We start from the raw sequence: 12,850 nt of genomic DNA on the forward strand, positions 1-12,850 counted from the left end.
ACCCGATACGACCGATGCGCACACACCTTCATGTCCGCCATCGCTCTCGCTGCCACCGTCATCTTCTGGCTATGATCAATGAGTCCTGAGCCTAGAGCATAGGCGTCCTTGTACTGGCGCAATGCTCCGGTGAAGTCGGTGTCCTTATCGTCCCCAAATCCGCCGATGAAGATATCCGTGCCGCGCTGCGATTCCGGGATCTCGGGAGGCCACTTGGCGAAACTCCGACGTTCATCGGGCTTCGACGGTAGCGGCAGCGCGCCAAGGCGATCAAAGACCGAGGGGCGCTCTCGCTGAACCGGCTTTGGTTTTGGCATTGGAAATCCGAACCGTCGAAAATCTTGTGCTGGCATCACCTACTTCATCAGAACAAATAAGGAACATCAAGCGAAAAACTCAGCGCGCACCCGTGGCGCGCATCCGGTTCGTCTCCGCCTCGAAAGCTTCGATCTCCAGCTTCCGGGCCTCATGCGCCCGGTCCTGTTTCAGCCCGGCGATCTCGGCCTTCGCCGCCGCCAGCGCCTGGGCCATCTGGCCCAACTGCGCCCTGGCCGCCTCCACCTCCGGCGCCGCGCCCTTGGCCTGTGGCGGAACCAACGCCGCCAGTCGCCCGGCGATCTCGTCGGCTCCGGGCCAATCCAGGTTCCGCGCCAGCAGATCGCCCACCACCGGCGCCGCCGCCGGATAGGCCCGGATCAGCTCGATCATCTGCGTCGCCGCCTCCTCACGCCGGCTGGTGAAGCTGGGTCCGGACCGCACCGTCAGGTCATACTCGCCCGCCAGATAGGCGTCGTCATGTTCCATGGTCGTCCTTTGGTTTGGGAATGCCCGTTCGGGCGGTCAGAAACGTTCGCGGCCCTGGGGCTGTCGCGTGTAGATCCGGAATTCGTTCAATGCGCGCAGGGTGATCTGGGCCTCGCACGTCTTCACCCGGTTGGAAATCTCGCCCATCCCACGTTGGACATCGCCTTGGTGGCGATCTATGGCGGACTCGCCATCGGACTGGCCTCGGTAAACTGGTTCCCCCGAAAGAATGCTTCCATCATCCCGCTACTGGGCTTGGTCCTTGGTCAGCCGTTCGCGGCTACAGCGGTCTACGCCGCCATCGAATTGCCCAAACGCGCAAATTCGGGCGAGACGGTGGATATGTTTGCGCCAGCGGTCGGGGAGGGTTCGGGGAAACCCTAAGGCGCCGACCCTTGAGCCCTTCAAACTCGGCGGCGCCTGATCAGCGCTGCCAACGGGATAGTGATCACTTGAAAGATCATCCAGTAGGGCCCCAGAAAGATGACGCCAATCAGGTTGTACCTGGAATCATGTCTATCTGTGACATCCGGAATTATCTGTCCATAATCTACTATATTTTGAAATAGAGGAACCCAGACAGCAATAATACCGAAGAATACAAAGATGGTTGAATTTACCGAAATACCATACCACGCATGCTTCTTGAACGCGATAATCAGTCCAGGGATCGACAAGATCATACAGGTACCGATGAGAACGATGGAAAACCACAGGCCTTCATTCATCGGCGTGCACCCTCGGTCCAGGTTTTCGTCCACGCCCCCATGGGCTGCGTGTCGCTCAGTATGTCGGCCTTCGGCCGTCGACTCGCATCCAGAGCCTCGCGGCCCCCGCCCTCCCGCATCATCAGATCCACATTCTTGTGACTACCGGCCACGCTGTTTTGCGCAGTGGCCTCGTCAACCGGCAGTCGCGAAGGGTTCGATGAGAAGATCCCACGGTTGGTGATCCAGTCAGACAGGTCCGGCGCGGCCGGCGCTGCTTTCACATTCGTCCAAACCCCCAAGGGTCGCCCCCGCTCGGGCGCAGCCCGGAAGGCGGTCACGGGATCAACGGTGACCAGGTTGTCGACCCTCAAGCCTTCACGTCCGGCCCTTACGGTGGCGTTGAACGCATCCGGCCCACCGTAGCTGTGGCCGACGACGTTCACCGGACCTCCAAGGCGGTTGGCGGCCCGAATGGCCTCGACAACCTCGCCCGTCCTGGCGTTCGGGAAGTACGCGACACGTCGCCCCGTCTCTTTGGCGTAGGCATCCTTGTACTGTCGCAGAGCGCCGGAGACGCCCGTTTCCTTGTCATCCAGAAACCCGCCTATGAAGATATCCGTACCACGTTGGGCTTCCGGAACCTCGACCGGCCACCTGGAGAACATCGAGCTCTCATCGGGCCTGGCCGGCAGGGGCAACGCGCCGACGCGATCAAAGACCGAAGGGCGCTCTCGCTGAACCGGCTTTGGCTTAGGCATGGGAAATCCGAACCGTCGAAGATCTTGGGCGGGCATCGTCTACTCCATCAGAACCAATCAGGAACATCAAGCGGAAAAGTCAGCGCGCGCCCGTGGCCCGCATCCGGTTCGTTTCGGCCTCGAAAGCCTCGATCTCCAGCTTCCGGGCCTCATGCGCCCGGTCCTGTTTCAGCCCGGCGATCTCGGCCTTCGCCGCCGCCAGCGCCTGGGCCAACTGGCCCAACTGCGCCTTGGCCGCCTCCACCTCCGGCGCCGCGCCCCTGGCCTGTGGCGGAACCAACGCCGCCAGTCGCCCGGCGATCTCGTCAGCTCCGGGCCAATCCAGGTTCCGCGCCAGCAGATCGCCCACCACCGGCGCCGCCGCCGGATAGGCCCGGATCAGCTCGATCATCTGCGTCGCCGCCTCCTCACGCCGGCTGGTGAAGCTGGGTCCGGACCGCACCGTCAGGTCATACTTGCCCGCCGCCAGATCGTAGATCTTCTCGACCTTGCGCAGCGACCCCGCCGGATCGGCGCCCCCCGGCCCGACGCCGACCGCTTTCGCCGACCCGTCCGGCCCCAGCACACGCACCACCCGAGAGGTTGCGTACACCTTCGGGATCAGGTCGATGAGGATCCGCCCCGCATGCCGGATCGCCCGGCTCAGATTGTCGATGTAGTGGAAGGTGGACACATCCCCCTCTCGCTGCCGAGCCATGATCGCCCGGCCCGAGGTCTCGTTCGACCGCGCCCCCAGGCTGGCGTCATGCAGCCCCATGATCGACTTCATGTCGTCCGAGGCGTTCAACGCCTCCTGCAGCGCTCCGGCCGGCACGCCGGCAAACCCCTGTCGCATCGGCGGCTCGGGGCCGTCATATTCGATGTAGGCGTGGCTCTGCACATTGGCCGTCGCCCATTTTGCCGAGTCCGTCTCGAACGCCCCCGTGCGACCGATGAACGGCGCCTTGGGCGCCAGCGCCACCAGTTCCGTCGACGTGGTACGCCAGTAGTTGAACATCCGCTGCGGATCCTTGGCGTCCCGCACCAGGCTGCGTAGCCGCCGGCGCCCGTCCACCATCAGTTCCTCACCGTACACCGGCACGATCGGGATGAACCGCCCGGCCCAGTCCACGGTCTCCAGCACCTGCGCCCCGCTCAGAATTCGCTGCGTCACCCTGTGGCTCGCCACCTGTCGGGGCCGTCCCACCACCGTCACGCCCAGCGCATCGAACATCGCCTTCTGTGCGCGATAGATCGCCTCTTCGACCACCTGGCCGTCCGACAGCGCCAGGATCGTGCGCATCACCCGGTCGCGCCGCCAGTATTCGGCGACCGCCACCCGCTCGCCGCTCACCCCGACGCCCACGGCCGACCGCGGCCCATCGCCGCTCCAGTCCACCGGATCAGCGCCCTTCCACCGACCCTCGAAGACCCGGCGCGGCAGGCTGTCCACCACAAACGCAGTGTTCCAGTCGCCGCTGTCAGCCGCCGTCGACTCCGGATCGCCATACACCCCGAACGGGTTGGCCACGCGCTCGACCACGATATCCTGGTCAAAGCCATCGTCGGCGGCATAGCGGGTGTTGATCCGGAAATACCCCACCCCGCAGGTCACCGCGAAATCCAGCGCGGTGTCATAGGCCACCTCCGCATCGCTCGACTGCTCGATGTGGCGGATCAGGCCGTTGAACACCTCCGCCGTCTCCGGATCCGCCCCGTCGTCGACGGGATGCACCGCGATCGCCGGCTTGTTCTGGCGCGCGTCATTGACCACCTGGCGGATGAACGCCGGCAGCCGGTTGATGGTCAGGCTGGGTCGCCCTTCCAGATCCCGCGCGCGCCGCACCGCCTCCGGCCACTGCTCGCCCAGCCGCGCAAACCGCAGGTCATCCAGCGCCTCGCGCCGGTTCTCCGCCTCGGCCTCCGCCGCCAGCTCGAACGCCTCGCGGGCTTCCTCAAGAATATCATCATCGGACAAGGGCACACCCCATGGTAAAGGACCCGCCTGACGCGAGCCCGGCGAGTGAAACAGCCGCCCGCAATGCGAGCCGCCACGACTGAAAAAACTGAAAGCCTGGATGCAGGTCGCCGCTTGCCCCGGCCTCAGCCCCGCAACCGCGAGGCCTCCGAAGGCGCACTCCCTGACGCTGACAAAATCCTACCGAAATTGCGCGGCGATGTCAAGACAAAACGTGAACATGTGTTGACCCGCGATGACTATGGCGCGGGATCCAGGTCGACACGTCGCCCGAACGCCAGCAGCACCATCGGCACAAGGGCCAGGGTGACCAGGATAGAGCTGTAAACCGGATAGGGGGTGGAGATGTTCAAGGCCTCAGGGTCTACGACCTCGGTCAGGGACACATGAATCTGCGATCCAACACCCAGGAGGTGACTCAACACCAGCACCCCGCCACAGGCCCACCGCCATGCCCACCGCCCTCCGCCCCGGATCCTGGCGCGGACCAACAGCCAGAACCCAAGCAGGGGCAGCCAACCCAACCACCAGGGCAGATAAAAGAGGATGAGAAAGAGCAAAGCCGTCGGAACCGCCGGAGCGGCGTAGTAGCGATAGTCTGCGATCATCAGCGCGATATAAATCGGGATCATCAACAGTAGGGCCAACCAGGAAACCCTCAGCACCCATATCGGCATAGCCGTGACCTCTTGCCCACGCCTGGATTGCTTAGCCCAATCCCTCGACATGAACAAGAACAAACACAGAACTCATCGGCGCGCCTTCGGTGTGTCGGGTGTGCCGATCACATACGTTCCTCTATCCAGTATTGGAAAGGGTCCCACCTTCACCGGCCCAGGCAGGTCAAAATCAAGCTCACCACTCGGCGTCGTGTAGATGCGGATGCGGCCTGGCAGTCCGATGCCGCGACCTTTGACGCCGGAGACCGTGACCTCGGCCCGCCCGGTCGGCGGCTCAAGCAGGCCCGAGGCGCCGACGGGCAGCGGGAACGGCCTGCCGTTCAATCTCAGGCTCCCACGTGCCCATACATCGCGACCGGCGCCTCGGCTGACGCGAGCCCGGCGAGTGAAACCGCAGCCCGCGAGGCGAGCCGTTACGAGTGGAAAAGCTGGAACTCCAGGCGCGCGCCGCACCCCCACCCCAACCTCAGCCCCGCAACCGCGAGGCCTCCGAAGGCGCAATCCCTGACGCTGACAAAAACCTACCGAAATTGCGCGGCGATGTTAATACAAAACGTGAACAACCGGGCCGGTCTATTTGTTCGCCGGAACGCACCGCTTCGCCGTTGGGGGCCGTGGAAATCCCAACTTCGCCCTGGGCACCCGGTCTGGCTCACCATTCTGGTACGGCAGCGGGTAAAGCGTCATGTCGGGCATAAATTCAATCGGGACAGGAAAAGAATAATAGTCCGCAAGTTGGTAGAATCTATCGTCCATATAGTAAAAATAGGTGCAATCCCCCACTGTTACAGTCAGATGACGCTTACGGATATACATGTCTTTGATCGTCTGCGTTCTACCGGATTTCACGGTTATCAAAACGTCAATGGAGTTCTGACGATCTACACTGTTAGGCATTCTATGAACGACAATCTCACCGGCCGTTCTGTTATAGATCACAACTGCTGGGGACACGCTGCAGGCCGCGAGGCTCAGCACGAGAACGAGACATATCGAGACCAGCGTGCGGCCAGCCCCGATCATCGCCCAAGTCTCCTTGGCCACGGACGAGGCGGGGTTTCGTATGGACCCCACTCATTCCAGTTGCTCGGCCCATGCCACTCTGGCTTTCCCTTGCCATCCCGATCACGCAACAGCGCAAGCCCGCCCCCGAGAACGTTCGATGGCAGGTATAGCGGCCCCAGCTGCTGCGCCTGCAAGGTGTGCTGGCGCTCACGCTCCTGGACCGGTACGCCATGTTTCTGCCTGAAACGGGCCCACCCAGGGTCGGGACCCGCCGGATCGCCTTCGTATGTGGTCGTATTGCCGAGCGTGATCGCACCCTCGCCACCCAACGGGTTGTTCCGGAACTGGATCGCATTATCGCCGATGGTCACATAGGGCTTATCGTCTCTCGTCAGGCCCACCACATGACCCACTGCGCCGTAGCCGAGCCCGATCAGGGTGTTCGGCGCACTCCAGACCTTGCCGGCGATGTCCGCGCTCGGCGGCCCGATGACGTCTCGCTCGATGGTCTGCCCGGTCGAGACCTGCGCGCCCATGTCGCTCAAGGTCCGCGCGGTGGCGGCGCCCGCCCTTCGCACGGTCGTGTTCAGATCCTTGGCCGCGCCTACCCCACGCGTCCGCGCACCCTCCAACGCCGCGTTCGCGGCTCGAACGCCACCCTGCAGCTGGGCCTTCAGTCTGGCCGCCCGGGCCATCGCATCGCGCCCCAACGCCTCGAGCTCACGCTCGCTGCTCGCGGCCACCTGCCGACCCTCACGGATCGCATCGTGATAAACCTGCCGCCCCGCCTCCAACCACTCACCACGCAAGCGCGCCGCGCCCTCCGCGCCATGCTTCAACGCGGCTCGGGTCCGCGCGCTCAGGCCCTCAAACATCTCAGGCTCTCCGAACTCAGACTTGAACGGTCGGACGCTAACTGCGCCGCACCCCCGGCCTCAGCCCCGCAACCGCAGAGCCTCCGGAGGCGCACTCCCTGACGCTGACAAAATCCTACCGAAATTGCGCGATGATGTCAAGACAAAACGTGAACAAAAATACGGGAACCAATTCCTCCGACGCGCCCTTAGTCACCAACCGGCCCAGCGAAACCGTTTGCAGCCCGCCTCAATAGTCCGCGAACCAGTCCAGCCCCAGCACCTCATGGATGCCCGCAAAAGACGTGACTGCACGGACCTGGGCCTGGAGCGCCCGTAGGTCGTCGCTCACCTGATCATCATCGCTCCAGTAGCCCGGGTTCGCCTCCATACCCTTGCAAACCCGCACCAGTGTCTCGGCCAATCCAACGGCCGGCAGCGCCACCAGTTCATGCTCAATCCGCCACAGGCGTTTGCCAAGAAACATCAGGCGTTGCAGCAACGTGTCCGCAGCCCCGGTCCGACGTACCGACAGTACGCGCCAGCAGTTCCCGTTCGCGTCCACCAGTTCCATATCGGCCTGCATATTGTCCTTCAGCGTCTTCGGCCCACAAACCGTCAACGCCTCAATGTCGGGAAACCCCCAGATATCCCCATCCGGCGTGAACCCGAGAATAGGGTACTTCCAGTCGATCTCGCCCGTCCGCATGCTTCGCCTCCACATGAACATATGAAGAACGATAATCAGCACTCAACCCTAGCGCAAGGTCATTTTCGCGGCGGCGGCGCCCCCGGACGGGAGGGCTGGATGACGTTCTGCCCGGTGTCGAGCAGATACCCGCCGACGCCGGTCGGAATGGCCTTCATCCAGTCGGTCGTACCGTACCAGACCTGTCCGAGCGGCCCATATTTCGGCTTTCCCGCCCAGCTGCCGGTCAGCCTTCGGTGCTGTTCCTTCGGCATGACTTTAAGCAGGGCGTAGTGGTTGCGCGGATCCTGAACGGTCCTTCCAAGCCCCTTGAGGGGAATCGTGTGGTGCACCTCCAGGCCCGGCCCGGTGAGGCCAGCCCGCTTGATCGCCTTCTGCGCGGCATTCGCCGTCACAGAACCTTTTTTCAGGATACCGATACCCTTCGACAGCGACCGCGCACCTTTCACAGCCACCCAGAAGGGCAAGGCGTCGGCCACCATCATCGCACCGTTGAATGCGGCCTTTCCGTACTCACCATCCTGAATGTTGCCGACAGCCTCCCACGCCGGCCCGACCACCGGAATGAACGTCTGCGCCGTCGTGGGACGCGGAATGTCAGATCCTTCCTGAAATTCCTTGAACGCGCCCGCCACCTGGTCCAGCGGCGACGCAGCCGTCTGTTGCTCTGCGGCAAGGCGCTTCGCCCTGACCTTCGCCATCTCCCGATTGTAAAGCTCACCCGCCGGATCGGGCACAGTACGTGGCTCACCGCGAGGCATCGCAGCCATCTTGATCTCCTGGAATGTGAGTTTGTGACGCGCCCGGCATCGCCTGCCATGCGTCAGTTCGACTGAAAACGCAGGCAGCCCCGGCCTCAGCCCCGCAACCGCGAAACCCTCGGAGGCGCACTCCCTGACGCTGACAAAATCCTACCGAAATTGCGCGGCGATGTCAAGACAAAACGTGAACATCTGCGGCGGCGGCCGGCGGCGCCGCTCAATCCTCGTCCTCGGCATCCAGTTCCGCCACCAGCCGCTTCAGCCGCGCCAGGTCCTCCGGCGCCACCGCCCGTTCGCGCGTCAGGTGCGCCACCAGCCCTGTCAGTCGCCCGTCAAACAGCCGGTCCAGCATGCCCTGCCCTTCCGACGTCAGCCAGGCTTCGCGGCTCAGCCGTGGCGCATAGACCGTCCGCCCGCGCCGCCGCTCCGACGCCAGTGCGCCCTTGCGGATCAGGCGATGGATCAGCGTGCGGACGGTGGACTCACTCCAGCCGTTGACCGGGCCGACGGCGGCCAGGATCTCCTCGACCCCGGCGCCGTCCGCCGCCCACGCCACACCCATCACCTGGCTCTCCGCCGCAGATATCCGGGCGTCAGCCATGCCTCAGGCCGCAGCGCGCCGGATCCGGCCCTCGAGATGGCGCTCGCACACCACCGCCACAAACGTCGCCAGCAGCCCCAGCATCACGGCCATCGCCGCCTCGGCAAAGCCTGGCGCCAGCACCGTCAGCGTCGGCGCGGGTTGCACATTGGCGATCCCCAGAAATCCGTTGAACAGCACATAGCTCGCCGCCAGAACACCAAGCGGGGTCGCGCCCGACCGCACGATCCGCAGACGCCCCAGCGCGCCGGCCAGCCCCTTGGCGTCCGCCGCACCCAATTTAGGCAGGCTCAGCGCCCATATAGCCAGGCTGGCGATGGTCGAGACCAGAAGGATCACAAAGGCGAGTTGCATCTCAATCGAGGCGTCGGCGAACACGGCGCCGATCGTCAACCGCTCGGACACCGGAACCACCGTGTAATCCTTGGCAGGGCCGCTCGCGACAACCTCCGCTGCCGCCGCGCCGCTCCAGAGCGCCATCGCGCCCGCCGCCACAAAGCTCTTGAACGCCTTTACCGCCATCACAGCCTCCCGGTTGATTATTACGAATGTAGCAATCAATGACTACAGTCGTAATTTATTCTGTCAACCCGGAAGACTCCCGCCTCACCGCGCCCGCGGTCCGGCCATCAGCTGCACATAGAGGAGCACGGCGATCGCGCAGCCTGCGGTGGCCAGCGGCCTGTCCATCATGATCTCGACACATTGTTTCAACAGGTCAGACATGCACGGCCTCCACCCGCAGCGTCCCCGACCGCCTTTCTAACAAAACACGCCTAACGCCCTGTTCAGCCGGTCGATTAACGCGAGGCTCAGCCCATCCAGGACTGTGTCTGCGGGCGAAAGGCCTGCCGGGCTGCAGCCGGCCGCCCCGCCGTCACGCCGCGGCGGTTCAGCGCAAACTCGCCGAAGGCGTCGGCCCCATGGCTGGCCCCGTCATGCAGCGGGCCGGCATAGCTGTGGGTCGCCCGGTTCCAGCGCTTGCGATAGGCGCTCAGCCGCTCCAGCCCCGCGGCGCAACGGCCCTTGTCGAACCAGCACATGGGGATCATCAGGCGCGCGGCGTTCACGCGCTCCTCCGGGTCGGCCCGGCTGCCTACCACGATCCGCGACAGCCCCATCCCGCCCAGGGCGTCATAGCGCGAGCGCCCGGTGGTGAACTCCCGCACCATCACGTCATGCGGCAGGTGATGAACGCCCCACAGATAGGGCTTGGCCGCAATCGCCTCGCGCACCACCGTGTCCAGCCCCACCCCGTGGGTCTCGTAGTAGTCCACCACGCGGATCTCGCGCCCGGTCTGCTGGAAGTACCAGATCGCCGTATAGTCATCGATGCCCAGGTCCCAGGCGGTGTCCACCGTCAGCGCGGGGTCCACCGGCACATTGGCCACCCGCCCCGCCTCCCGCGCCTCGCTCAGCGCCTCGGCATAGTAGGCGCCGGGCGCTGCGGCGTCGAAATCCACCAGATACTCCGACGCAAACTTCGCGCGGCCCTCCGCCTCGGATCCCAGCTCCGCCACCAGTTCGCGCCGCTCCCGCTCCAGTTGCTCCGGCGTGAACACCTCGGTGTTTGCGGCGGAGGCGCGCAGGGTGAACCACTCCTCGTCGTTTTGCCGGCTCTCGAACGCCTGCGTGGCATGGTTTCGCCCGCGCGGCGTCCACAGAAACAGCGCCCATCCCTGATTTTCCAACAGAATTGGCCGGATGTAGGCCCAGGACTCCGGATGCGCCAGCGACCACTCCGAAAACACCACGCCCACCACCGAGGCGCCCATCAGGCTGTCGTGGTTGTCCGACCCCAGCACCTGCCAGGTCGAGCCATTGGCGAAGGTCACCTTCATCTCGCTGTCGTGGAAGGTGGGGCTGAGGTGTTCGCCGAACGCCTCCTCGATCCGCCGCAGCCCGGTGTGCGGATTGACCGCGTCCCAGATGGCCTTGCGTCCCTGCGCCGCCTGCGGCAGCAGGTGCCAGTAGCCGCCCGGCCGATCCTGCACCGCCCAGGCCGCCCAGTGCAGCGCCACCTCATCCTTGCCCCACCGTCGGTGCGCCGCCACATCGGCCCGCAGTTTCCCCTTGCACAGCGCCTCCCACAGTTCGTGCTGATAGGGACGCGGCTCCCATTTCACCGGCACACGCATCATCGGTGTGGGGGGTGTCGTTTCGGTCTCGATTTCAGGCTCCGGAACCTCCGTCACTGCTCTCCCTCCAGCAGGATCTCCCGCAGGAACGCCCGCCCCTCGTCGTCGTACAGCTTCTCGTACCGCCGCACCCGGATGTGCAGTTCCACCTTGCCGGGCGGCGCGGGCGTTCCGGCCCTGGACCCATAGCGCGCCGGCGAGGCCCGCCCTGCCGCCCACTGCAGGCCCTGGATATGCACCTTCGCGGGGCCGAGCGTGGCCGGCGTCACCGCCCGCGCCGTCTCGAGCACCTCATCGACCAGCGCGTCGGCGCCCATCAGCCGGGCAGCCTCGACCTTCTGATCCACCCCCGGCTTGGTCTTCCGCCACTGGTACAGCGCCGTGTAGGACGGCATGTGCGCGTCCTGGCTGATGGCCAGCCAGGTCTCCCCCACCGCCATCCGCGCGCAGATCTCGTCCACAAGCGCCTCGCAGTATCTCACCGACTTCCGTCTCGGCCGTACCGCGCGCTTCCGGGTTTCAGGCGCGCGCACGCGCCGCTCAGGCGTCTCCGCCATGTCGTTCTCCTTCCATGAAATGTTGTCAGCCCCGGTCAGCGGGCCTCAGCCACGCCGAACCGGGGATCGGGCCAGGCCGGGCCGTTTAGCCTCGTGCGGCCCGCAGCATCGGGTACACCGGCGGGAAGTCCCCCGGCTGCACCACCCCGATCACCTCAAACCCGAACCGCTCATAAAGCGGGATGTTCCGGGGGCTCGAGCTCTCCAGATAGGCGATCACGCCATCCTCATCACAGCGCTTCAGCCCCGCCTTCAGCAGCGCCGAGCCCAGCCCCAGCCCCTGCCGCACGGGATCCACGCCGACGAAGGCCAGGTACCAGTGCGGCTCATGCGGATGATAGCCCGACATCGCCGCGCTCACCTCGCCCACCACGGCGCCTGTGGCCTCCGTCAGATGCGGCCCGATCGCGGCCGCCATCGCCTCGCTGTCCGAACTTACGCCCGGCGGCAACCATAGCGCCGCAGCCGCCCCGCCCTCGGCCAGATAGCCGCAGCCTTCCGCCATCCCCGGCCCGCCCATGGCCCGCGCAAACCCCGGGAACCCGGCCAGAAACGCGTCCGGCGTCGGCAACAACCAGCGCACCGGCGGATCCGTCGCAAACGCCAGCGTCAGCGTGTTGATCACCGTGTCGGTCTCCGACACCTCGGCCACCCGAACCTCATAGGTCATGCCAAACCCCTCACGACGATCCGATGGTCAACAGGTTCTGCACCGGCTGGTACAGGTCCTACAGATAGGCCAGATGCGCAGAAAGTTGTCTCTTATCGCTTCGGCCTAGTTCTGAACTGCTTCCCCAGCACCTCAAGATCCTTGTCGTGGGCGACACCATCCCGATGATCCAAGGTTCGCAGTCCGAACATGGGTGCACCGCCGAAGGACTGCTGGCTTTCGAAGACCAGCTTCTTTAGTGGCGGGTAGAAGCGCTTCGTATGGCGATAGTCCAGATAGCCGCGCGGCGAATCCGCTCCAGCCGGCGCCAACTTTTCACGATAGGTGTTTGTGTAGACCAGCGCCGCCACGATATCAGCTATCTGAAGGCCCGCAGTAAGGCCCGAGTCCGCGAACAGCGGCGCTTCGATCAGGCGCTTAAGCAGTCGTCCGTCGGGGTTGCCAAAGATGAAACTGAGATAGCTGACGGCCACCGAGTAGTCGAGACCAGCTCCCTTGCGCATATGCGCCATGCGCGAATCTAGAGCATCGTGCGTTTAATGTGACGTATATCCGGCGGCCTTGAAGAAATTCCAGCATTCATCGGGATCGTAGAGGTCGCAGATGCTGCCGACGGCTTGCCAGAGGGCATCGAAGGTTCGGGCGC

17 protein-coding genes and 1 pseudogene are annotated in these 12,850 nt (G+C 64.6%); 1 reads left to right on the forward strand and 17 read right to left on the reverse strand.

The genetic code is table 11. From position 1 onward, the window contains the following. Both ACIQ3B_RS16360 and ACIQ3B_RS16365 read right to left on the reverse strand, forming a co-directional pair. Window positions 1-317: hypothetical protein (locus ACIQ3B_RS16360; RefSeq protein ID WP_397404448.1), on the reverse strand; the 317-nt coding region annotated here is incomplete at its 3' end. 79 nt (window positions 318-396) lie between these two features. After that, entirely contained in the window at window positions 397-804 is a 408-nt protein-coding gene (locus ACIQ3B_RS16365) for a hypothetical protein (protein ID WP_397404450.1), read from the reverse strand. A gap of 165 nt (window positions 805-969) precedes the next feature. Between ACIQ3B_RS16365 and ACIQ3B_RS16370 the strand changes: the two genes are divergently transcribed. Then, window positions 970-1,188: a hypothetical protein gene (locus tag ACIQ3B_RS16370; protein ID WP_397404452.1), complete on the forward strand. Its 219-nt coding sequence runs from the start codon at window positions 970-972 to the stop codon at window positions 1,186-1,188. Between the two features lie 20 nt (window positions 1,189-1,208). Here the strand turns inward: ACIQ3B_RS16370 and ACIQ3B_RS16375 are convergent, their stop codons facing one another. From ACIQ3B_RS16375 to ACIQ3B_RS16445, 15 genes and pseudogenes are all read right to left on the reverse strand, one after another. Then, complete coding sequence (locus tag ACIQ3B_RS16375; RefSeq protein ID WP_397404454.1) at window positions 1,209-1,532, reverse strand: hypothetical protein; 324 nt, start codon at window positions 1,530-1,532, stop codon at window positions 1,209-1,211. After that, on the reverse strand, window positions 1,529-2,272 hold the full coding sequence (locus tag ACIQ3B_RS16380; RefSeq protein WP_397404456.1) for a hypothetical protein: 744 nt from the start codon (window positions 2,270-2,272) through the stop codon (window positions 1,529-1,531). Before ACIQ3B_RS16380 ends, ACIQ3B_RS16375 begins: the two co-directional genes overlap by 4 nt. A 79-nt stretch (window positions 2,273-2,351) precedes the next feature. Further along, window positions 2,352-4,229 (reverse strand): portal protein, encoded by a 1,878-nt coding sequence (locus ACIQ3B_RS16385; RefSeq protein ID WP_397404458.1) that lies wholly within the window; start codon window positions 4,227-4,229, stop codon window positions 2,352-2,354. A gap of 239 nt (window positions 4,230-4,468) precedes the next feature. Continuing rightward, on the reverse strand, window positions 4,469-4,861 hold the full coding sequence (locus ACIQ3B_RS16390) for a hypothetical protein (RefSeq protein ID WP_397404460.1): 393 nt from the start codon (window positions 4,859-4,861) through the stop codon (window positions 4,469-4,471). A gap of 117 nt (window positions 4,862-4,978) precedes the next feature. Continuing rightward, a complete protein-coding gene (locus ACIQ3B_RS16395; protein ID WP_397404462.1) occupies window positions 4,979-5,233 on the reverse strand; it encodes a hypothetical protein in 255 nt (84 codons plus the stop codon). 695 nt (window positions 5,234-5,928) lie between these two features. Further along, window positions 5,929-6,789: a hypothetical protein gene (locus ACIQ3B_RS16400; RefSeq protein WP_397404464.1), complete on the reverse strand. Its 861-nt coding sequence runs from the start codon at window positions 6,787-6,789 to the stop codon at window positions 5,929-5,931. Window positions 6,790-7,018: 229 nt separating this feature from the next. Beyond that, on the reverse strand, window positions 7,019-7,477 hold the full coding sequence (locus ACIQ3B_RS16405) for a hypothetical protein (protein ID WP_397404466.1): 459 nt from the start codon (window positions 7,475-7,477) through the stop codon (window positions 7,019-7,021). A gap of 59 nt (window positions 7,478-7,536) precedes the next feature. Continuing rightward, complete coding sequence (locus tag ACIQ3B_RS16410; protein WP_397404468.1) at window positions 7,537-8,247, reverse strand: hypothetical protein; 711 nt, start codon at window positions 8,245-8,247, stop codon at window positions 7,537-7,539. Between the two features lie 208 nt (window positions 8,248-8,455). Further along, the gene (locus tag ACIQ3B_RS16415) at window positions 8,456-8,839 is read right to left on the reverse strand and encodes a BlaI/MecI/CopY family transcriptional regulator (protein ID WP_397404470.1); all 384 of its coding nucleotides are present in this window, start codon (window positions 8,837-8,839) and stop codon (window positions 8,456-8,458) included. A gap of 3 nt (window positions 8,840-8,842) precedes the next feature. Next, window positions 8,843-9,361 (reverse strand): hypothetical protein, encoded by a 519-nt coding sequence (locus ACIQ3B_RS16420; protein WP_397404472.1) that lies wholly within the window; start codon window positions 9,359-9,361, stop codon window positions 8,843-8,845. Window positions 9,362-9,651: 290 nt separating this feature from the next. Further along, the gene (locus tag ACIQ3B_RS16425) at window positions 9,652-11,034 is read right to left on the reverse strand and encodes a hypothetical protein (RefSeq protein WP_397404475.1); all 1,383 of its coding nucleotides are present in this window, start codon (window positions 11,032-11,034) and stop codon (window positions 9,652-9,654) included. Then, entirely contained in the window at window positions 11,031-11,534 is a 504-nt protein-coding gene (locus tag ACIQ3B_RS16430) for a hypothetical protein (RefSeq protein ID WP_397404477.1), read from the reverse strand. Before ACIQ3B_RS16430 ends, ACIQ3B_RS16425 begins: the two co-directional genes overlap by 4 nt. 85 nt (window positions 11,535-11,619) lie before the next feature. Further along, entirely contained in the window at window positions 11,620-12,204 is a 585-nt protein-coding gene (locus ACIQ3B_RS16435; RefSeq protein ID WP_397404479.1) for a GNAT family N-acetyltransferase, read from the reverse strand. Between the two features lie 92 nt (window positions 12,205-12,296). Further along, a complete protein-coding gene (locus tag ACIQ3B_RS16440) occupies window positions 12,297-12,716 on the reverse strand; it encodes a hypothetical protein (RefSeq protein WP_397404480.1) in 420 nt (139 codons plus the stop codon). A 24-nt stretch (window positions 12,717-12,740) separates the two neighbouring features. Then, window positions 12,741-12,850 (reverse strand): annotated as a pseudogene (locus ACIQ3B_RS16445) (IS630 family transposase); the annotation flags it as partial.

It is taken from the genome of Phenylobacterium sp. (assembly GCF_044358365.1).
Lineage (GTDB): Bacteria > Pseudomonadota > Alphaproteobacteria > Caulobacterales > Caulobacteraceae > Phenylobacterium.

Coding starts and splice junctions, on each gene's coding strand:
- ACIQ3B_RS16410 (WP_397404468.1), bottom strand. CDS start 8,247: ATGGCTGCGATGCCTCGCGGTGAGCCACGTACTGTGCCCGATCCGGCG.
- ACIQ3B_RS16365 (WP_397404450.1), bottom strand. CDS start 804: ATGGAACATGACGACGCCTATCTGGCGGGCGAGTATGACCTGACGGTG.
- ACIQ3B_RS16405 (WP_397404466.1), bottom strand. CDS start 7,477: ATGCGGACGGGCGAGATCGACTGGAAGTACCCTATTCTCGGGTTCACG.
- ACIQ3B_RS16390 (WP_397404460.1), bottom strand. CDS start 4,861: ATGATCCCGATTTATATCGCGCTGATGATCGCAGACTATCGCTACTAC.
- ACIQ3B_RS16430 (WP_397404477.1), bottom strand. CDS start 11,534: ATGGCGGAGACGCCTGAGCGGCGCGTGCGCGCGCCTGAAACCCGGAAG.
- ACIQ3B_RS16420 (WP_397404472.1), bottom strand. CDS start 9,361: ATGGCGGTAAAGGCGTTCAAGAGCTTTGTGGCGGCGGGCGCGATGGCG.
- ACIQ3B_RS16415 (WP_397404470.1), bottom strand. CDS start 8,839: ATGGCTGACGCCCGGATATCTGCGGCGGAGAGCCAGGTGATGGGTGTG.
- ACIQ3B_RS16400 (WP_397404464.1), bottom strand. CDS start 6,789: ATGTTTGAGGGCCTGAGCGCGCGGACCCGAGCCGCGTTGAAGCATGGC.
- ACIQ3B_RS16440 (WP_397404480.1), bottom strand. CDS start 12,716: ATGGCGCATATGCGCAAGGGAGCTGGTCTCGACTACTCGGTGGCCGTC.
- ACIQ3B_RS16375 (WP_397404454.1), bottom strand. CDS start 1,532: ATGAATGAAGGCCTGTGGTTTTCCATCGTTCTCATCGGTACCTGTATG.
- ACIQ3B_RS16380 (WP_397404456.1), bottom strand. CDS start 2,272: ATGCCTAAGCCAAAGCCGGTTCAGCGAGAGCGCCCTTCGGTCTTTGAT.
- ACIQ3B_RS16435 (WP_397404479.1), bottom strand. CDS start 12,204: ATGACCTATGAGGTTCGGGTGGCCGAGGTGTCGGAGACCGACACGGTG.